20 protein-coding genes are annotated in these 19,420 nt (G+C 60.4%); all 20 read right to left on the reverse strand.

Going from position 1 to position 19,420, the window contains the following annotated elements; all coding sequences use genetic code 11:
* Positions 1–4: 4 nt before the first annotated feature.
* The 20 genes from B5F39_RS12125 to B5F39_RS12220 all read right to left on the reverse strand — a co-directional run bounded on the left by B5F39_RS12125 (position 5) and on the right by B5F39_RS12220 (position 19,408).
* The gene (locus tag B5F39_RS12125; protein WP_087368047.1) at positions 5–607 is read right to left on the reverse strand and encodes a TIGR03936 family radical SAM-associated protein; all 603 of its coding nucleotides are present in this window, start codon (positions 605–607) and stop codon (positions 5–7) included.
* Complete coding sequence (locus B5F39_RS12130; RefSeq protein ID WP_087368050.1) at positions 594–2,375, reverse strand: radical SAM protein; 1,782 nt, start codon at positions 2,373–2,375, stop codon at positions 594–596. The genes B5F39_RS12125 and B5F39_RS12130 overlap by 14 nt, the downstream gene beginning before the upstream one ends.
* A gap of 54 nt (positions 2,376–2,429) precedes the next feature.
* A complete protein-coding gene (gene rodA / locus B5F39_RS12135) occupies positions 2,430–3,548 on the reverse strand; it encodes a rod shape-determining protein RodA (RefSeq protein ID WP_087368053.1) in 1,119 nt (372 codons plus the stop codon).
* 28 nt (positions 3,549–3,576) lie between these two features.
* The gene (minE, locus tag B5F39_RS12140; RefSeq protein WP_087368056.1) at positions 3,577–3,882 is read right to left on the reverse strand and encodes a cell division topological specificity factor MinE; all 306 of its coding nucleotides are present in this window, start codon (positions 3,880–3,882) and stop codon (positions 3,577–3,579) included.
* A 6-nt stretch (positions 3,883–3,888) separates the two neighbouring features.
* Entirely contained in the window at positions 3,889–4,689 is an 801-nt protein-coding gene (gene minD, locus B5F39_RS12145) for a septum site-determining protein MinD (RefSeq protein ID WP_087368059.1), read from the reverse strand.
* A 19-nt stretch (positions 4,690–4,708) separates the two neighbouring features.
* A complete protein-coding gene (locus B5F39_RS12150) occupies positions 4,709–5,380 on the reverse strand; it encodes a septum site-determining protein MinC (protein WP_087368062.1) in 672 nt (223 codons plus the stop codon).
* Complete coding sequence (gene mrdA / locus B5F39_RS12155; RefSeq protein WP_087368065.1) at positions 5,377–7,188, reverse strand: penicillin-binding protein 2; 1,812 nt, start codon at positions 7,186–7,188, stop codon at positions 5,377–5,379. Before mrdA ends, B5F39_RS12150 begins: the two co-directional genes overlap by 4 nt.
* On the reverse strand, positions 7,181–7,648 hold the full coding sequence (locus B5F39_RS12160) for a hypothetical protein (RefSeq protein WP_087368068.1): 468 nt from the start codon (positions 7,646–7,648) through the stop codon (positions 7,181–7,183). Before B5F39_RS12160 ends, mrdA begins: the two co-directional genes overlap by 8 nt.
* On the reverse strand, positions 7,645–8,433 hold the full coding sequence (gene mreC, locus B5F39_RS12165; protein ID WP_087368071.1) for a rod shape-determining protein MreC: 789 nt from the start codon (positions 8,431–8,433) through the stop codon (positions 7,645–7,647). Before mreC ends, B5F39_RS12160 begins: the two co-directional genes overlap by 4 nt.
* 9 nt (positions 8,434–8,442) lie before the next feature.
* Positions 8,443–9,501: a rod shape-determining protein gene (locus tag B5F39_RS12170; RefSeq protein WP_087368074.1), complete on the reverse strand. Its 1,059-nt coding sequence runs from the start codon at positions 9,499–9,501 to the stop codon at positions 8,443–8,445.
* Positions 9,502–9,530: 29 nt separating this feature from the next.
* Positions 9,531–10,211 carry a UPF0758 domain-containing protein gene (locus tag B5F39_RS12175; RefSeq protein ID WP_087368076.1) on the reverse strand — a complete coding sequence of 227 codons (681 nt, stop codon included), beginning with the start codon at positions 10,209–10,211 and terminating at the stop codon, positions 9,531–9,533.
* Between the two features lie 12 nt (positions 10,212–10,223).
* Positions 10,224–10,853 carry an MBL fold metallo-hydrolase gene (locus tag B5F39_RS12180; protein ID WP_087368079.1) on the reverse strand — a complete coding sequence of 210 codons (630 nt, stop codon included), beginning with the start codon at positions 10,851–10,853 and terminating at the stop codon, positions 10,224–10,226.
* Positions 10,854–10,858: 5 nt separating this feature from the next.
* Positions 10,859–11,302, reverse strand: a complete 444-nt coding sequence (dtd, locus tag B5F39_RS12185; RefSeq protein ID WP_087368081.1) for a D-aminoacyl-tRNA deacylase — start codon at positions 11,300–11,302, stop codon at positions 10,859–10,861.
* A gap of 4 nt (positions 11,303–11,306) precedes the next feature.
* Positions 11,307–13,526: a bifunctional (p)ppGpp synthetase/guanosine-3',5'-bis(diphosphate) 3'-pyrophosphohydrolase gene (locus B5F39_RS12190; protein ID WP_087368241.1), complete on the reverse strand. Its 2,220-nt coding sequence runs from the start codon at positions 13,524–13,526 to the stop codon at positions 11,307–11,309.
* Between the two features lie 124 nt (positions 13,527–13,650).
* Entirely contained in the window at positions 13,651–15,330 is a 1,680-nt protein-coding gene (locus B5F39_RS12195) for a DHH family phosphoesterase (protein WP_087368084.1), read from the reverse strand.
* A 2-nt stretch (positions 15,331–15,332) separates the two neighbouring features.
* Complete coding sequence (locus B5F39_RS12200) at positions 15,333–15,683, reverse strand: LapA family protein (RefSeq protein WP_087368087.1); 351 nt, start codon at positions 15,681–15,683, stop codon at positions 15,333–15,335.
* Positions 15,684–15,821: 138 nt separating this feature from the next.
* Complete coding sequence (secF, locus tag B5F39_RS12205; RefSeq protein ID WP_087368090.1) at positions 15,822–16,703, reverse strand: protein translocase subunit SecF; 882 nt, start codon at positions 16,701–16,703, stop codon at positions 15,822–15,824.
* A 16-nt stretch (positions 16,704–16,719) separates the two neighbouring features.
* Positions 16,720–18,102, reverse strand: a complete 1,383-nt coding sequence (gene secD / locus B5F39_RS12210; RefSeq protein WP_087368093.1) for a protein translocase subunit SecD — start codon at positions 18,100–18,102, stop codon at positions 16,720–16,722.
* A 114-nt stretch (positions 18,103–18,216) separates the two neighbouring features.
* Positions 18,217–18,678, reverse strand: a complete 462-nt coding sequence (gene yajC / locus B5F39_RS12215) for a preprotein translocase subunit YajC (protein ID WP_343217586.1) — start codon at positions 18,676–18,678, stop codon at positions 18,217–18,219.
* Positions 18,679–18,781: 103 nt separating this feature from the next.
* Positions 18,782–19,408 (reverse strand): redox-sensing transcriptional repressor Rex, encoded by a 627-nt coding sequence (locus tag B5F39_RS12220; protein ID WP_087368100.1) that lies wholly within the window; start codon positions 19,406–19,408, stop codon positions 18,782–18,784.
* Positions 19,409–19,420 lie beyond the last annotated feature (12 nt).

Genomic DNA, 19,420 nt, shown 5'->3' on the forward strand with positions numbered 1-19,420 from the left:
CCTCCTAAATAAGCGGAACGACGGAACGTTTATCCTCGTTCCACAGGCCTACGGCGAGGCGCTCCATACGCAGGCCGCCCCAGCCGGAGACGATTCCCGCCGAAGCGAGCGCCTTGACGAAGAGGCCGGCGCCGCAGTGCTCGAGGTCGCGCACCGCGAGCATGACGGCTCCGTCCTCGACGCGGCAGTCGAGCAGCGCATCTATACGCCCGGCCTCGTCCGCGAGGACGGCGGCCTCTCTTTCGCCGAACTGCGACGAAGCGCCGCGCACGCGGTAAAGAGCAGTCTGCGCGAGCTTCGCGAGGCTGACCCCGTCGGCCTCCGCCCATTTCAATATTTTCAACCCGTCGGGCAGAGCCGAGCTCCACCTTTCGGAAGAATTTTCATCCCATTCGTCGAACCAGAAGTCCGCAGGCTCAGCAAGCCCTTCGACGCCTATGGCGAGCGGCGGCGCGAGGCTGATACGCGGATGCGGCGAGAATCCCTGCGTAAATTCCTGCACGAGTCCTGCGCGGCGGGCGGCGCGCGAAAATACCACGGGAAGGTCCATGTGGTTGACAAAGACGAAAAATCCGCGCTTTTCAAACAAAATCCTAATCCTGCTCACGCGCGCACCTCCCGACGTTTGAGCGTCCCTGCCAGCCGCAGCCGTTGCAGCCGAGGCGGCAGTCCCGCGTCGTCTCCGCGGCGAGCGCTTTGGCACGCTCGCGCAGCAGAAACTCCTTAGTCACGCCGCAGTCTATGTGATCCCACGGCAGCTTCGCCTCCGTCTTCCTCGCGCCGGTGTACGCCGCCGCGTCGATTTCCAAATCTTCGAATACTTTTTCCCAGCGTCCGAAGTCGAAGAACTCGCTCCACCCGTCGAAGCGCGCTCCGCGCTTCCACGCCTCCTCTATCGCGTCCGCAAGACGCGCGTCGCCGCGCGCGAAGACGCCCTCGAGGAATGTCTGCTCAGGCTCGTGGTATGCGAGCGTGACCTTCCGGTTGCGCAGATTGCTCTTAAGCCAGCGTCCGCGCTCGCGCAGCTCCTCACGGGAAAGCTGCGCTTCCCACTGAAACGGCGTGTGCCCCTTAGGCACGAAGCCCGCGACAGAGGCGCTGATGTCCCCTCGTTTCTTATGGCGTTTCGCCGCCGCGACGGCGCGGCCGCATATTTCGTGTATTCCCGCGAGATCTTCCTGCGTCTCGGTCGGCAGCCCCATCATGAAGTAGAGCTTCACGCGGTCCCAGCCGTGCTCGAATGTCGCATCGAGCGCCGCGTCGATAGCCTCGTCGGTGACGCCCTTGTTTATCACGTCGCGCAGCCTCTGCGTCCCGGCCTCGGGCGCGAAGGTCAGGCCGCCCTTGCGCATCGTCTCGAGCCCCGCAGCGAGGCCGACGGAGAAGGCGTCGACGCGAAGGCTCGGGAGTGAGAGCTTTATCTGATTGCCGGCGAGCATCGGAGCGAAGCGCTCGAATGATTCGGTTATACCGCTCCAGTCGCAGGTAGCTAGCGAGAGCAGCCCGACCTCTTCCCATCCGGTATTGTCGAGCAGGGTCTTGACCTGTTCGCAGACGGAGGCTGCCGAGCGCTCGCGCACGGGGCGGTCTATAATACCGGCCTGGCAGAAGCGGCAGCCGCGCGTGCAGCCCTTGAACACCTGCACGGCGACGCGGTCGTGGACTATGCCTGTGTTCGGCACTATCATCGAGGTATGGTAAAAGTTTTCGTCGAGGTTCTCTATTATCCTGCGGCGCACCGTCCCGCCTGAAAAGAAGAGCGGCGCGTAGACGCCTTCGATCTTCGAAAGCGCTGCGATCTTGTCCGCGCGCTTCATTCCCTTCGTGCCGCGCAGCGCTTCCAGCACCTCTGGTATAAGCGCCTCGCCGTCGCCGATAAGAAAAGCGTCTACGAACGGCGCGAGCGGTTCGGGCGTCAGAGCGCCCGGCCCGCCTGCTAGTATCAGCGGGCACTCCTCGCCGCGTTCGTCCGAGCGGAAGGGGATTCCTGCGAGATCCAGTATCGTAAGGATGTTCGTATAAGAAAGCTCGTACTGCAGAGTGAAGCCGACCGCGTCAAACTCGGACAGCGGGCGCTTGCTCTCAAGCGCCCATATCGGCGTGCCCGACTCGCGCATCGCGCGCTCCATGTCCGGCCACGGCGCATAGACGCGCTCCGCGTCGGCCCAGGCTATGGATTTGGTCAGAGCGTATAAAATCTGAAAGCCGAGGTAGCTCATGCCGACTTCGTAAACGTCGGGGAAGGCGTAACAGATACGCACCTCGGCCCCGTCTTTCACAGGGCCGCTTCCCCATTCTCCGCCTATATACCGCGACGGGCGCTTGACCGAGGAGAGAAGTTCCCGCAGACGCGCCTCGTCTATTGCTCCGTGCATCTAAAAATTTCCCCCTAAATAAATCTCACCAAAGACTCGGGCGTCCTCAGCGCGCTAGAACCGCTCGCGCCGCGCCACGATATTCGCGCTCTGAACAAGGCCGAGCGCTATACATATCACGAGCAGCGAGCTTCCGCCGTAGCTGAAGAGCGGCAGAGGCAGCCCCGTCACGGGAGCGAGCCCCATGCTCATAGCGACGCTCTCGAAAATCTGGAACCAGAGCCACGCCGCTATCGCGACGCACATAAGCTTCGCGCGCAGGTCCTTCGTGTACTGCGAGACCGAAAGTATCCTCAGGAGCAGTACCGCGAAAAGCAGCAGCACGACGACGCAGCCGGCGAAGCCGAACTCTTCCGAGAAGACGCTGAATATAAAATCCGTGTGCGGCTCCGGCAGGAAGTGAAGCTTTCCCTGCGTGCCGTGCATGAACCCCTTCCCGAAAAGGCCGCCGGAGCCGACCGCTATTCGCGACTGTATGACGTTGTACCCCGCGCCCTGCGGGTCTATCGACGGGTCGATGAAGACCAGCAGCCTCATGCGCTGATACGGCTTCAGCACCATCCAGCCGAGCGGCAGCATCGCCGCGCCGGCCGCCGCCATCGCAGCGAGCGCCTTTACCGGCGTCCCGGCCGCTATCAGCACGGCGGCCAGCATCACGGCGTAGACCAACGTGCTGCCGAGATCCGGCTGAAGCAGCACGAGGGCCATTATCAGCCCCGCGGTCCCGAGCGCCGCGCAGAGCCCCTTGAACGTATAGGGCGGAACCGACGCGCATAGCTTCGCCATGACGAGCGCGAAGACCGCCTTCCCGAGCTCCGACGGCTGAAAGCGGAAGAAGCCGAGGTTGAACCAGCTCTGCGCCCCTTTCGCCGTGTGTCCGACGGCCAGCAGCAGAGCGAGAAGCGCAAGCATCGCCGCGAACATCGGCCACGCGAGCTTCATCGCGTTGCGGTAATCGAACTTCACCACCGCGGCGTAGGCCGCGCAGCCGAGCGCGCCCCAGACGCACTGGCGGACGACGAAGCCTGAGACCGCGTCGCCCGAAGCGAAAGACGAACTCGCGCTGTATATCGCGGCGAGGCCGCAGCAGAACAGCACTAGGGTGACGAGCACCATCGCCCAGTCGGTATAAGAGCGCACGTCGCTCCAGCTCGTATGGAACCTTTCTCCCATCTACAAGATCACGCGGAAGCGCGCCGGCTTACCGCCCGCCGCCCTCTTCCTGCGCCGCTTTCCTCCCCCTGACGGGACGCCGCATATTTTTCAGCGGAATGCTCGCGAGCAGCGCCACGGAATGATCCTCGCGGTTCAGGTCGAGCTCGATGCCGCCCTCGTCTATGTCGAGATATTTCTTTATCGTGTTTATCAGGTCCGCGCGCAGAGCGGTCAGCACCTCGGGCGAAATGTCGTTCCTGTCGTGTATCAGCACGAGCTGGAGGCGCTCCTTCGCCACGGCGCCGCTTTTCTGCCCGGCGAACAGCTTGGAGATGCCGTCGAAAATTCCCATGACGGCCTATCCTTTCGAGAAGATGCGGCGCAGCGAGGCTAAAAAGCCGCCCTCTTCCTTAAAGAGATCCACGTAGGGGACCTCCGCTCCGCATATCCTTTTCGCTATATTTTTGTACGCCTGACCGGCCTTCGAGCCGCTGCCGAGCGTCAGAGGCTCGCCGCGGTTCGACGAGACGACGATGGATTCGTCATCCGGAATGACTCCTATGAGGTCGACCGCAAGTATATCGAGTACGTCCTGCACTCCGAGCATCTCGCCGCGCTTGACGAGCTCCGGTCTGATACGGTTGATGATGAGCTGTATCGGAGCCTTGCCCATAGATTCAAGAAGGCCGATTATCCTGTCCGCGTCGCGCACGGCGGAGACTTCCGGCGTCGTCACGACGAGGGCCTCGTCCGCGCCGGCCGCCGCGTTGCGGAAGCCCGCTTCGATTCCGGCTGGGCTGTCTATCAGTATGAAGTCGAAGTCCGGGCGGAGACCCGCGCAGAGCTCCTCCATCTGCTCCGCCGAAACGGCGTCCTTCGTCTTCGACTGCGCCGTCGGTATCATATATAGGTTGTCGAGACGCTTGTCCCGTATGAGGGCCTGGTTGAGACGGCAGGCGCCCTCTATTACGTCGATAAGCGTGTAGACTATTCTGTTTTCAAGGCCCATGATCACGTCGAGGTTGCGGAGACCGACGTCTCCGTCGACGGCTACGACTTTATATCCGTCTGACGCGAGCGCGGCTGCGAGGTTGGCTGTGGTGGTAGTCTTTCCGACTCCGCCCTTTCCTGAAGTGATTACTATCGTCCTGCAGTCCAAAACAGTGTCCCCCTTTTTGCTAAAGCGCAGGCCACGGCGCGACCTGCACCTCGTTTTCTGAAATTTTTATAAAAACAGACTTGCCCCAGAAGACGGAGCTCGAGTCTATGATCCCGACCTTCGTGCCTATCCGTATCTGTCCGGTTTCGAGCGAACGAGCTATTATCGCCTTGCCGTCGTCGCCGCCGCATCCCGCGTGTACGAGGCCGTCTAGCCTGCCGATGACGGTCACGTTGCCAGCCGCGCTTATTTCCGCGCCCCGGTTGACGTTGCCCATCACTATCACGTCGCCGCCGTGCGCCAGCTTCTGGCCGCCGCGCACCGTGCCGGCGTGGACGAGAGTCTCAGCCGAGGCCCCGGCGGAGTGCGGAGCCTCGCGCCGCGCGTAGAGCCTGTCGGTCTCGGCGGTGCGGAAGCCCATGCGGTCGAGCCAAGTCCTCGAGTGTTCGTCCGAAACTATCCATTCCTTAACGCAGCAGCCGCTCGGCTCGATAAAGCACTTCCATATCTTGGAAAGCAACGACGGGGAGAAAACGCGCGTCTGAAGGTCTATGACTATCTCGCTCCCCTCGAAAAGCCTGCTGCCCATAGACAGGAGCTTGGAGAAGCCGTCTATCATCTGGCGTTCGCTCATGTCGGCCGGTATGACGCATTTGAGCGCCCCGGCCTGTCTGCCTTTCAGCTGTATCATCTTCCGGCACCTCTGTTCACGTTCTGCTGCTGCGGAGCGGCCTTCTGCTCCGTTTTCTGCGGCTCGGCGTATTTTTCGCCGTTTATGAGGAAGTTGAGCATCTTCCCTACAATCGGCCCGGTCAGCGACGAGCCGGCCTTTCCGGCCTCGGCTATCGCGACCACCGCGTAACGCGGATTCTCGATTGGGGCGTAGCCGGCGAACCACGCGTGGTCGTCGCCCTGCGAGTTCTGCGCCGTCCCGGTTTTTCCGGCGACGCTGACGCCGAAAGTCCCCGCCCTGCGTCCCGTACCGCTCCGCGTGACCTCTTCCACTCCCTGTCTGATGACGCGCAGCACCGACTGGTCGATTCCGAGCGGCTCTGATTCGGGAGCGGCGGCGCTGTTCAGCCGCGGCTTTAACAGTTTACCACCATTCGCGAGCGCTGCGTAGACCCGCGCGACCTGCAGCGGAGTCATGAGGACGTATCCCTGACCGATGGAGTTGTTGACCGTGTCGCCGCCGTACCAGTTTTCCTTGATGCGGCGCTTCTTCCACTCCGGCCCCGGAAGCGTGCCGGCGGCTTCGCCCGAAAGGTCGATGCCGGTCTTTTTCCCTACGCCGAACTTCTCTTCGGTTTCCATCAGGTCTCTTATGCCCATCTTGTAGGCCAGCTCGTAGAAATATACGTCGCAGGAGTCGCGCAGCGCGCCGGTGATGTTCTCTCTCCCGTGTCCGCTGCGCTTCCAGCAGCGGAAGCGCCTGTTGCCGAGCTCGTACCAGCCGGGGCAGTTGACCTGCGTGTTCCTGTTCGCCGTCTTATGCTCAAGCAGGGCGGAACCCGTTATGACCTTGAAGGTCGACGCCGGCGGGTACGCTCCCGAGATGGCCCGGTTCATCATGGGGCGCTCTACGTGGTCCGTGAGCGCGGCCCATTCTTTGTTTGATATCCCCCACGTCAGAGGGTTCGGATCATAGGACGGGGAGGAGTACAGGCATCTTATCGAGCCGTCGTTCACGTCCATCGCGACGATGGCTCCGCGGAAGCCGCCCATGAGCTCCGCGGCGTAGCGCTGCGCCGCAAGGTCTATCGTGAGCTTCATGCCCCCGCCCTTCTGCGTGCGCGTGTAACTTATGTTGCGGAGCCTGCGCCCGCGCGAGTCTACTTCTATGACCTCCTCGCCCGCCGCGCCGCGCAGCACGTCCTCGTACTGGCGTTCGATGCCGTTCTTGCCTATCATGTCGCCGCCGCGGTAAAGCTCGCCGTCTCGTTCCTCGAGCTCATCCTTCGTTATCTCGGCGACGTATCCGACGACGTGCGCTGCATATTGCGCCGCAGGGTATGTGCGCTTCCACACTGGAGTTATGAAGAGGGCCTTTTGGAAGTCCTTGTCCATTATCATCTCGGCCACCTGGGCGAAGGTCAGGTTCGTAGCGACGGTTATGGCGCGGTACGGCGCGGAGTACTGCTTGTCCACGAGCTCGCGCAGCCGCGCCTCGTCCATCGGTATGCCGCTGCGCGTAAGCAGCGCCGCCGTCGCCCTGACGTTCTCGTCCTTCTGAAGGTCGACCGGGTAGCCGCTCAGGTTGAATGTGCGGACGTTCACTGCAAGCGGCGCTCCGTTCACGTCAAGGATGTCGCCGCGCGGAGGCGCTATTCTCAGTATCCTGAGCCTGTTGCGCGAAGCGAGCTTTACATATTCGTCGCCCTGCGCAATCTGGAAGAAGAAGAGCCCCGCCGTCAGCAGGAGCATAGAACAGACGACGGCGTACTGGAATACGCGCGTGCGCCGCATTATGTCGAAGTTGGAGTATTGGCGGCTAACCATTGCCCGATGAGACCTTCCAGAAGAGCCACGAGAAGGCGGCTATGACCGGCACCGCCATGAGCTGCTGCACAGCGAGCTGTCTGACCGCCGGGCCGCTCGGCATGGTCCAGAAGAAGAAATGTATCACGGAATAAAGAAGGTGCGTGAGGGCTGCGAAGGCAGTAAATGTACCGGCCGTGCGCCCCTGCGCGGGGGTCTTGTACCAGAGGAAGCATGCAAGGCCGATAACTCCGCCTCCGATGGCGGCGGACAGCCCCGGCACGTTCGTCCATCGAAGATCCCACAGCAGGCCGCCGGCGAAAGCGGCCCAGACGAGCCCGGTCTGCCGCTCGCCGGATACGCCCGGAAGCAGCGCCATGAACAGCGCCGTCAACAGAAATACGTCCGGCACGATGCAGATGCCCATCAGCAGGAGCTGCGCGAAATCCTGAAGAAGCCATATCACGAAAAGCAACGTCATTTGGCGGCGGCCCCTTTCACGGAAAATACCTCGACGTTGTAGAGCTGCGTCAGATGCGCGCCGGCGCTGAGCCGTATCTCGAGATAGCCTTCTTTGTCCCTGCCGGCCCCGATGATGGTGCCTATCGGCAGCCCAGGCGGGATGAGATCGTTCATAAGCGAGGTCGAAACGGTCATGCCGCGCTCTAGCCTGCGCTCCTCAGGGATATAAAGCAGGCTGAGCCGCCCCGCGCCGTCCCCGTTCACGACACCCAGGTCGCGCGTCTGATCGACTACGGCGGCGAGAAGGAAGGACTGCGACGTCACGAGCTCGACCCAAGCATAATTTTCGCCGGCGCGAGCCACTCGACCGACGAAATATCCGTCGGAGGTTACGGCGGCGTTTTCGGCGACGCCGTCTCGCGTCCCTTTGTCGATGCGGAACTCCTGCCACCAGTCCTGCGGATAGCGCAGCGTGACTACGGCGCGCACGTAAGACTCGCGCGGCTTGACAGGCGCGGCTCCCGCGCGCTGCAGCGCCTCGGCCAGCGCCTGGCGCTCGAGCTCGAGCCGTTCGACGCGCTCGTTGAGCGTAGCGCGCTCAAGCACCCAGTTGCTGCTGAGCTTCACGATGTTGCGGATGTATAGCGCAGGCTTCTCGGGGTATGCGAGAGCGGTGTTCACACACTCGACAGCGGCGTATTTCAGCGCAGGCGCGTAAAGCATGACGAGCAGCACGGCGGCTCCCGCGACGACGGATATGACCCCGCCGAACCACGGACGCGCCTCTCTACCGATAAAGCGCATTCCGGCCCGTTACGCGCCAGGCTTGTTGTCGAGAGTTATGGAGACCTCGCTCGGCTTCCTCGGCGTCTCGAGTATCTTGCCGAGGCCGAGCGCGACGGAATAGAGAGGCTGCTCCGCGATGTGTATAGGGACGTTCAGCGCATCGGCGAAGCGTATGTTGAGGCCGCGCAGGTTCGCCGTTCCGCCGGAGAGCACGATGCCCTGGTCCACGATGTCGCGCACAAGTTCAGGCGGCGTGCGCTCGAGCGTCGTGCGTATCGTGTCCTCTATCTGGACGATGACGGGCTCTATCGCATCGCGCACCTCCTCGGAGGTTATCGTGACGACTTTCGGCAGCCCGTCTACGAGGTCGCGCCCCTTTACGTCCATGCGCAGCTCCTGCTCGAGCGGGATTACGGAGCCTATCGCTATCTTTATCTCCTCGGCCGTGCTTTCGCCGATGGCGAGCGTATAGTTCTGACGAAGAAGAGAGACTATCGCCTCGTCGAGAGCCTCGCCCGCGACGCGCAGCGACTGGTTGATGACGATGCCGCCGAGCGACATGACGGCGACTTCGCAGGTGCCGCCGCCCATATTGACGACCATATTGCCCTGCGCCTCGTTGATGGGCAGTCCTATGCCTACGGCGGCGGCGAGCGGCTCCTCTACGACGAAGGCCTCCTTGGCTCCCGCCGCGAGCGTCACCTCTACAACGGCGCGCTTCTCGACCTCTGTCACGCTCGCGGGCACGCAGACCGCGACGCGCGGGTGCGAAAATACGCCGCCGGACGCGCCGGCGCGCGACATATAATGGCGTATCATGTGGCGCGTCATCTCGAAATCGGCTATGACCCCGTGCGAAAGCGGACGCAGCGTGCTGATGCCGACCGGCGTGCGCCCTATCATCTTCTTCGCCGCGGCGCCGAATGCTATTATCTCCTTCTGCCCTTTGCGGTTGAGGTTCCGCACCGCGATGACCGAGGGCTCGTCTATCGTGACGCCCTTTGATTTGACGTAGATGACCGTGTTCACTGTCCCTATGTCTATCCCTATCTCGTGGTTGAAAATGTTCGGTTTGAATTTAAACAAAAAAAGCTCCCCGCTTTCCGTCCATCTCGTTATTCGCCGTACGGCTCAGAGCCGTCCGCCGCGCCGACCGGGAAAAGCTCTCCGCCCGCCGCTATATAGTGGCGCTTAAGCTTTATGCCGAGCACGCCCAGCGCCTTTCTGACATGTTCCGTCAGCCTTTTGTCGTCGCGGCTCGCTAATCGGGAGCCGTCGGGGTGGTTGTGTACCAGCACGACGCCGTATGCTCCGGCGCGAACCGCGCGGCGAAAGAACACCGGAAGGTCGAGATAAGCCCCGGCCATCCCGCCGTAAGAAAGCTCCGCCTCGTCTATAAGGCCGTCGCGCGCGTCGAGGAAGAGCGCGTATATCGTCTCGCGCTCGGAGTACTTCGTCTCAAGGGCTATCGACAGCAGGCGGTTCTTCCATTCCTTTTTCTCGCCGGCGCCGGCGACCGCGAGCCTTTTCCCGAGCTCGAGCGACGCCGCGAGCGCCGCCGCTTTCGCGTCTTTCAGCCCCTTTTCGCGCATCAGCTCGCCGACCGTGGCGCGCGCGAGCCCTTCAAGGCCGCCCATGCGCGACAGCAGCCCGTGCGATAGAGCCATCACGTCCTCGCCGTGCCTGCCTGTGCGCAGTATCACCGCGAGCAGCTCGGCGACGGAGAGGCTCTCCGGCCCGAACCGGAGCAGCTTCTCACGCGGACGCTCGTCGCTGTGCAGGCTGGCGAAGTCCATACGGTTCCTGTTCTATCTGGGCCAGAAGGGGTTGTGGGCCCTCTCCGCCCCTATCGTGGTCTCGGGCCCGTGTCCGGGGAACACCCTCATGCAGTCGGGAAGCCCTTCGAATTTTTTCAGCGACTCGAGAAGCGCGGCTTCATCGCCTCCGGGAAGGTCGCTCCTGCCTATCGAGCGCGCGAACAGCGTGTCGCCGGAGAGCATGATCTTCTCGTCCCCGTCGCTCACGATGACCGATATGCCGCCTGGCGTGTGTCCGGGCGTGTGTATCACGTCGAGAGTCATCTTTCCGACCGTAAGCTTGTCGCCGTCGTGCAGAAGCATGTCCGGCTTATTCACTGATATGAGCTCTCCCATCATAGTGGAAAGGTTCTTCGACGGGTCCTCGAGGCAGCCGGCGTCGTCCTCGTGTATCGCGACGCCGCGCGCCGCCATGCCGCGGAGGTATTCGACTCCGGCTATATGGTCGTTGTGCCCGTGCGTAAGCAGAACCATGTCGAGCTTTATACCGTGCGCGCTGACGAAGTCGACGACCTCCTGCGCAGGGCCGCCCGGATCGACGGCGAATCCGTTGCCGTCGTCGTCCCATATAAGGTAGCAGTTCGTCCACAGCGTCCCGAGCGGGAATCTTTTGATGTTCATTGCCTTCACTCCTTGGTGTCTATCATAAGGGTCACTGGGCCGTCGTTATGGATGTCCACAGCCATGTAGGCCTGGAATTTTCCGTGCGCGGTCCGCACTCCCTCTTTTTCTACAGCCGATATAAATTTCTCATACATTTCGTTCGCAAACTCCGGCGGCGCGGCCTTGGCCCACGAAGGACGCCGTCCTTTCCGGCAGTCGCCGCAAAGCGTGAACTGCGAAACTATCAGCGCCTCGCCTCCGACGTCCTTAAGCGAAAGATTCATCTTCCCGGCCTCGTCGTCGAAGACGCGGAGATTTACGATTTTTTCCGCTAGCCAGTCTATGTCCTTCTGCGTATCATCCGGGACGACGCCGAGCAGAACTGTTATTCCCTTGCCTATTTCTCCGATCGTTTCGCCGCCGACGGATACCGACGACGAAGTTACGCGCTGAATCAGCGCCTTCATTCCTCTACCCCCTGGTAACCTCTAGTATTCCGGATATATTGTTCAGCTTCGCGATGATGCGGTACAGATGCTCCAGGTCCTTCACCTGAAGGTCCGCGACGACGCGCGTGCGCGTGTTGTTCACGAGGCTGGCCTTGACGTTCGTGATGAGGCCGTCCATCACGGTGACGGCCTGGACGATGTCCGCGAGCAGCGACGGCTTGTCCGCGCCCTCTATCTTGAGCCGCGCCGTATAGCGCGTGTTCTTAGGCATACCCCATGAGACTGATACCCTTTTCCCCGGGTCGCTCTTTTCCAGGTTCGCGCAGTCTTTTCTGTGTACGGAAATGCCGTGGCTCTGCGTTACGACGCCCGTTATCGCGTCGCCAGGAATAGGGCGGCAGCACTGCGCGAGAGTGACTAGAACACCCTGCGCGCCGTCCACGACGATTTCGGAGTCCGCCTCCTTGCGCTGCTGCGGCTGCGCGGCGGCGGGCTGTTCCAGAGGCTGGGCCTTCGGCGTCTCGGGCGTCACGCGCCCAAGTATGCTCGACGGAGAGTGGCTGCCGCTGCCGACCGCTATCACGAGCTCGTCCAGGCTTGCGTATCCAAGTTCGCGCGCTATGTGGGCGAGCTGCGGCGTTATAGGCTCGAGAGGGTTCTCGACCCCGGGACTCCGGCGCGCGGCCTCCTTTTCCAGAAGCTCGCGGCCGCGCTTGGATTTTTCCTCGCGTTCCTGACGCTCTTGCTGGCGGAACCACGATTTGATCTTCGCGCGCGTGCGGCTCGACTTCGCTATCTTCAGCCAGTCGCGCGAAGGTTTGCCCTGCGGCGACGTCAATATGCGGACGATGTCGCCGTTCTGGAGCTCCTGATCCATAGGCGCTATGCGCCCGTTTATCATAGTGCCGACGCACTTATGCCCTATCTCCGTGTGTATCGCGTAGGCGAAGTCTATCGAGGTGGAGCCGTTCGGCACCGAGACGACCTTGCCTTTAGGCGTAAAGACGAATACGTCGCTCGAGAGCACGTCTGTCTTGAGGTTGTCCATGAACTGCGCGCCGCTCGGCGTCTCCGCGTCGCTGTCGCGTCCCTCGGCGGAGGTCTCGAGCGCCTTGCGTATCCACGTGAGCCCCTTGTCCAGGTTGTCGACCTTCTGCCCGCCCTCCTTGTAGTTCCAGTGGGCGGCGATGCCGTACTCGGCGAGGAAGTGCATCTCTTTCGTCCTTATCTGCACTTCGAGCGGATCTCCGTTCGGGCCGACTACCGTCGTATGCAGCGACTGGTACATATTGCTCTTAGGGTTGGCTATATAGTCGTCGAAAAGGCCAGGAATCGGCTTCCATATCGTATGAACCAGGCCGAGCACCTGATAGCATTCGCCGACGGTCTTGACTATGACTCGCAGCGCGAGAAGGTCGTAGAGCTGTTCGAGCGAAAGGTTCTTGCGCCGCATTTTCTCGTAAATGCTGTAGAAATGCTTCGGGCGGCCCTTTATCGAGGCCTCGATGCCTTCCTCCTTGAGCTTGTTGGAGAGGATGTCCATGGCCTCTTTTATTATCATCTCGCGCTCGGGCAGCTTTTTGCGCACGCGGCGCTTGATGTCGTAATACATTTCCGGGTCGAGTATTCTGAAAGAGAGATCCTCGAGCTCGCGCTTTACCTGATATATGCCGAGGCGGTGCGCGAGCGGCGCGTATATTTCCAGCGTCTCGCGCGCTATCGAAAGCTGCTTTTCGCGGCGGTGTGAAGATATCGTACGCATATTGTGAAGGCGGTCCGCGAGCTTGATGAGCACGACGCGGATGTCCTTCGCCATTACGACGAACATCTTGCGCAGGTTTTCGGCCTGGTATTCCTCGACGGATTTGAACTGGAGCTTGCCGAGCTTCGTGACGCCGTCTACGAGCGTTACGACGTCCTCGCCGAAACGCTCCTTTAGCTGCTCTCCGGTGACGCTCGTATCCTCAAGCACGTCGTGGAGAAGCGCCGCGACTATCGTCTCGCAGTCCATCTCCATGCCGGCGAGTATCGAAGCGACGCTGACTGTGTGTATTATGTAGGGCTCGCCAGTGTAGCGGCGTTGGCTGCCGTGGGCCTCGGAGGAAAATACGAAGGTCTCGCCTATCGTTTTCATGTCCTCCTTAGGCAGGTAGAGCGACGCCTTGCTCCACAGGTCCTGCCACGCTAGGCGCAGCGAGGCGACGCGCTGATCTTCGGGGATGCGTCCCCAGTAGCCTTCCATCAGCGCGCGGTTTTCCCTTTCGCCTATTGAGAAGCCGCGCGTTCCGCCTATTTCAGAAAGATGAGCCGACCTTACGTTGACGGCGCCGGTTTTCTTTTCTTCGCCCACTGCCGACCGCCCTCTTTCAATCAGTCTTCGCGTCCCGCGCTACCATTTTTTCAAGAACGAACTGGAGCGACGTTACGTTGCGCCACGTGTCGAGCCTCGGCTTATACACCCATCCGTCGAGCCAGCCGCAGCCGCCGCTGAACATATCTGCGGCGCCGAAGGCCAGCAGCGACACTGGGCCGAGCGAAACCTTGACGTGCTTTCCGCCTTTGCCGAGCGGCGCGAGAGTCATTTTTCCGTTATATGGCGCGTAGAGGGTCGGCGACGGGTTGTCCATGCCGAAAGGGCCCAGCGCCGACGCTTCCGCCCACGTCTTCATGTCGAGGTTGGCGGGGTTCCAATAGAGAAGTTCTTCCTTCTCTCCGACGACCTTGACGCGCGAGAGTATCTCTTCCATTTTTTCGCGCACCTCGCGCCAGTTTTCCATCTTGACGCTGAAGCCGGCGGCGAGGCGGTGTCCGCCCCATGTGTTGAGGAGCGGTGCAAGCTGCTTCAGCACGCCGACGGCGTCGCCGCCCGCGGGCATACGCAGCGTGCCGCGCATGATGCTGTCTCCGACGGATGCGGCGAGCGCCACAGGAGCGTTTCTGTCGCCGCATATCCGGCTCGCCACGCTGCTCAGCACGCCTACCGACCAGCCGTCGTTTGTCAGGACGTACTTGAATCCTTCGCCGGCGAGACCGTCAACTTCTTCGAGTATCTTTGTTGAGAGTTCGCGGCGTTTTCTGTTCAGCGCTATGAGCTTGCCTACCTTTCCGGCCAAATCATTGCCTGGGAACAAAACCTCTACCGCGAGGTCGGCCAGATAAAGTCTTCCTGCCGCGTTAAGGCACGGTATAACACGCATGGCGAGGTCTTCCGTGTCGATGGAAGAAGCTGAGATGCCGAGCTGCTCCATCAGCAGGCCCAGTCCGGGACGAGCCTTGGAACGGATCGATTTTATGCCCTCGCGCACCAGCGCGCGGTTGAGGGAAGAGGACAGAGAAACGCAGTCGGCGATCGTCGCGAGCGCCACGACGTCGAGAAGTTTCATAAGCTGGCGGCGCGGCATAAGCTCGTTCTGCCATATCCAGCACCACAGCACCGCGGTCGCACACAGCCGCTTCGCATCGGCGTCGCCGCATATCTGCGGGTTGACGAGAGTGTCGCTCTCGGCTCGTTTTCCCTCGACCAGATGGTGGTCGAATATGACTACCGGAATGCCGTTCTTTTTTAATATTTCTACGGATTCGACGTCCTGAGTGCCGCAGTCCACGACTATGACAAGGTCGCACTTGCGCTTCGCGATGATCTGCGCCACGTCTTTGTGCAGTCCGTACCCCTGGTTGAAGCGGTGCGGTATAAAATACCGCACGTGCGCCCCGCGGGACAGTGCCAATTCCATAGCGATGGCGGTGGCAGATATTCCGTCGACGTCGTAGTCTCCGTAGACAACAACGTTTGAGGAAGCGCCGAGACTGCGCACAAGCGCGGCGGCGTTCGCATTGTCCGCGCCGAGGTCGAGCTTTTCAAGCAGCATCGGCAGGTAGGGCGAGAGCCAGTTCTCCACCTCTTTAGGCATGACGTCCGCCGTGAGGCCGCGCATCTCGAGCAGAGAAGCCTGGAACGGCGAGCAGTTGAACTTGGCGGCTATCTGTGCCGACACCTCGGTCTGCTTGTGTATGTTGAGAGAATCTTTAGCGCAGCGTACTACCAACGCTATTCCGCCGTTTCGCTGCGTTGTTCAGCGCTCTTCTGCTCCTGAGCGGCCGCATCCGACTTTGCCGTCACGGAGTCGAGTATAGCCTTCTTTTCCTGCTCGAGCGCGGCTATCTTGCCTTCCTTTTCCTTCATCTGCTTCTTCAGCTTAGAGCGCACTTCGAACACGGAGAAGAGAGAGAAAAACCACATGACGGCGGCTCCGAGAGAGAAGAGCGCCACTTCCCATACCCCCTGCGGAAGCGTCCACTGCCAGATGATGAACTTTACATTGACGTCGCCGATATTCTGAAAGGCGAACAGCGCAGACAGAAACATAGTAAGCACAATCGCAAGCACGTAACTTTTCAACGGCAATCCCTCCTGCGGCGCGGGCACAAAACCTCACGCGCCCCATCTTCATATACAGCACATATAATAGCATAATTAAAAAAAAATCTCTCCCACATAAGGCTGCGGGAGAGATTTTCTATGTTTTCGGAGCGTTTTCTAATATTTGGGCGAACGGAGATACCAAGTTACCAGCAGTCCGCCAGCGATGCAGATGGAGCTGTAGGTACCGGCGAGTATGCCTATGAGGAAGGCGAACGCGAAGTTGCTGATGACCTCGCCGCCCCAAATATACATGGCGATGATAGGAAGCAGGGTCGTCAGCGACGTGTTGACGGTACGTGAGAGCGTCTGGTTGATGGAGCGGTTCACGAGCACGTCGATGCCCACGGAGCGCACGCTGCTCCAGTTTTCTCTGACGCGGTCGAGGACGACTATCGAGTCGTTCAGCGAGTAGCCCGCGATGGTCAGAATCGCCGCGATGAAGGTCACGGAGACTTCCTTTCCGGTGAGGCTGTAAGCGCCGAGCATGATTATTACGTCGTGCATCAGCGCCGCGACCGCAACGGCTCCGAAGCGGAAACGGAAGCGGTACGCCATGTAGACGAGTATCGCAGCGAGAGCGAGCGTCAGGGAGTAAACGGCCTGCATACGCAGCTCTCCGCCGACAACCGGCCCTATTTTGTCTATGCGCAGCACCTTGTAGGCGCCGATGTCTGATCCGAGTACGGCGAGCACCGCTTTGCGCACCTCGTCGTCCTGTGCCTGGAAACGCAGCAGTATCGTCCTGTCGTCGAAGGCCTGTATCGTCGCGCTGCCGTGGCCTATCTTCGCGAGCGCGGCGCGCACAGCCCCGACGTCTGCGGGCTTTTCAAACTCGACCTGAAGCACGAGCCCTCCGGTGAAGTCTACGCCGAAGTTGAGCCCCTTCGTCGCAAGCAGCGCGATCGAGGCCGCTATCATGACGACGCTGATGCTTATGAGTATCTTCCTATATTTGATGAACGGTATGTTCAGTTTTGAAGCGTCAAAAAATGTCATCGTTCGCGCCTCTCTCCTATATAGTCTGTTTTTTGCGCGCAGACAGCGCTATGCCGAGAAGCGTGCGCGTGACCACGACATTGCAGAACACGGACGCGACGATGCCTATGCTGAGCGTTACGGCGAAGCCGCGTATCGGGCCGCTGCCGAAATAGAAGAGTATCGCGGCGGCGATGAGCGTCGTGATGTTGGAGTCGAGTATGACGACGAGCGCCTTGCGGAAGCCCGCGTCAAGGGCGGCCATCGTCGTCTTTCCAGCGCGCAGCTCTTCCTTCATGCGTTCATATATAAGTATGTTGCCGTCTACGGCCATGCCTATGGTCAGCACCATACCTCCGATTCCGGGCAGGGTCAGAGTCGAGTGGAGTGCTATCATCATCGCGACGACGAGTAGCATCGCCGTGCAGAGCGCGATGTCGGCGGCTATGCCGAGGAAGCCGTAGTAGACTATCATGAATATGACGACGAGAGCGGCTCCGATGAGGCCGGACTTGACGCCGTCGTGAACGGAGTCGGCTCCGAGCGACGGACCGACGGACCTGTTCTCAAGAATTTCGACCGACACGGGGAGAGCTCCTGCGCGAAGCATGATCGCGAGGCGGTTCGCCTCTTCTGTAGTAAACGAACCCGTTATCTGCGCCTCGCCGCCCGAGATGCGCTGCTGTACGACAGGGGCGGAGATAACCGTGCCGTCGAGCACTATCGCTATCTGTTTGTTGATGTTCGCCGCGGTAGCCTCGTCGAAGAGCTTCGCTCCTTCCGCGTTGAAGGTGAGCGAGACGGCGGCCTTTCCAAACTGATCGAAGGTCGTCTCCGCTTTCGTCAGATCTCCGCCGCTGACATACTGCTTGCCAAGCAGGTAAGCTCCGCCGTCTTCGTTCGTGGCGACCGTCATTTCCGCATTGTCCTTTACGGCGGCCTTCATCTGCTCTATGTAAAGGCCGACTTCGTCCTTAGCCCTCTGCCAGCGCTCCTGCGCGGCTTTGAACTGTTCGTCGCTGTCGTAGTTGGAGCGTACCGGCTGCGCAGGTACGCGCGGCGATTCGCCGAGCACCTGGCGGAACTGGAGGACCGCGGTGCGTCCTATAAGATCGAGAGCCGCCTCCGGGTCGTCGACTCCGGGAAGGCCGATGGCGACGCGGTCGTCGCCCTCGCGCTGTATGATGGGCTCGACTATACCGTACTGGTCTATCCTGGAACGAAGCACGACCAGAAGCCGGTCAATGCTGTCCGGCGTAAGAGGGCTTTCCGGAGTTCCCTTGGCCTGCAGCACGATGTGCACGCCGCCGCTCAGGTCTAGTCCCATACGCATCTTCCCCTTTATAGGGAAGGCGACCACGGCGGCTATGACGATAACGGCGACGACGACGATCAGCCGCCATTTGTCTCTTTTCAGCATCTATATGCGCCTCCTCACAAAGAAAACGGAGTGGACTACCTCACAGCCGTCCTCTCCGTAAAATGTCACAAGTCTTTCTTTCGGACGTTAAAGCTTTGTATTCTGCCCGTCTTGTTATTTCTCGAAGCCGGCGCCTACCTGACGGGGCTTCTCTTCCTGGACAGGAGCCTCGGCGGGCTGGGCCTCGGCCGGCTGTGCTTCGGCGGTTTCGGGGAGAGCCTCTTCCTGCTTTGTTTCCGCCTCCTGCGCCGGCTGTTCGTTCTTTTTGGACTTCTTTTTCTTGGGCTGCTGCGGCGCGGGGCTGCTTTCGCCCTTCTTCATAGATATTGAACTTTTGAGGATGCGGGCCTTGACTCCTTCGTCAAGCTCGATCAGATAGCTGTCGTCGAGTATCTCACGGACCACGCCGAAAAACCCTCCGGCTGTGATCACCGTGTCGCCCCTGCTGATGCTGGCGAGCATCTCTTCATGCGCCCTCTGCTTTTTCTTCTGCGGCCTGATGATCATAAAGTAGAATATCGCCGCGAACATCGCGAGAGGTAACATCATCCCCATCAATCCGCCCTGCTGCTGCAAAGAAAACTCCTCCTTACAAATGTGTATGATTCGCCTATATGCGTAACAACGGCTATTTTAACATGACATCGCCGGTTATGACTATTCGTTTTGCTTTAAAAAGCTACTTTTCCCGCTCTTTGAGGAAGAAGAGAAGCTTTTCAAGCTCTACGAATATGTCCACACGATAGAAAAGTATGCGGTCGGGCACGACGACGGTCGCCGGCGTAAATGCCAGTATGCCCTTGAGAGTCGGCGACGCGGCGGCCTTGTCTACGCAGGACTGGGCCGCCGCCGCTGGAACCGCGAGTATGAGAACTTCTATATTGCGCTCTTCCATGACTTTCGCTATATCGTCGACGTGGAAGCAGTCTACGCCCATAAGCTTTTTGCCGACTTTTTCCGGATCGACGTCGAAGAGCGCCTCCACGCTGAATTTATAGCTCTGGAAGGCTGTGTGGCCCATCAGCGCGGTGCCGAGGTTTCCGACCCCCGCGAGGGCGACGTGCCACACCCTCGGCGAAGCGAGGATGTTTTCTATATGGGCGCAGAGGCGGTTGACGTGATACCCGACGCCGCGCTTGCCGATCTCTCCGAAATACGAAAGGTCTTTCCTCACCTGGCTCGCCTTGATGCCGAGCATTTCGCCCATCTGCAGCGACGAGACGACCTTGCGTCCTTCTTCCTTCATTAAAATGAGCAGACGGTAATATTGAATCAGCCTTTCTACCGTCGGTTCCGCTACCTTCATAACGAACGTTAG

Source organism: Cloacibacillus sp. An23 (assembly GCF_002159945.1).
Lineage (GTDB): Bacteria > Synergistota > Synergistia > Synergistales > Synergistaceae > Caccocola.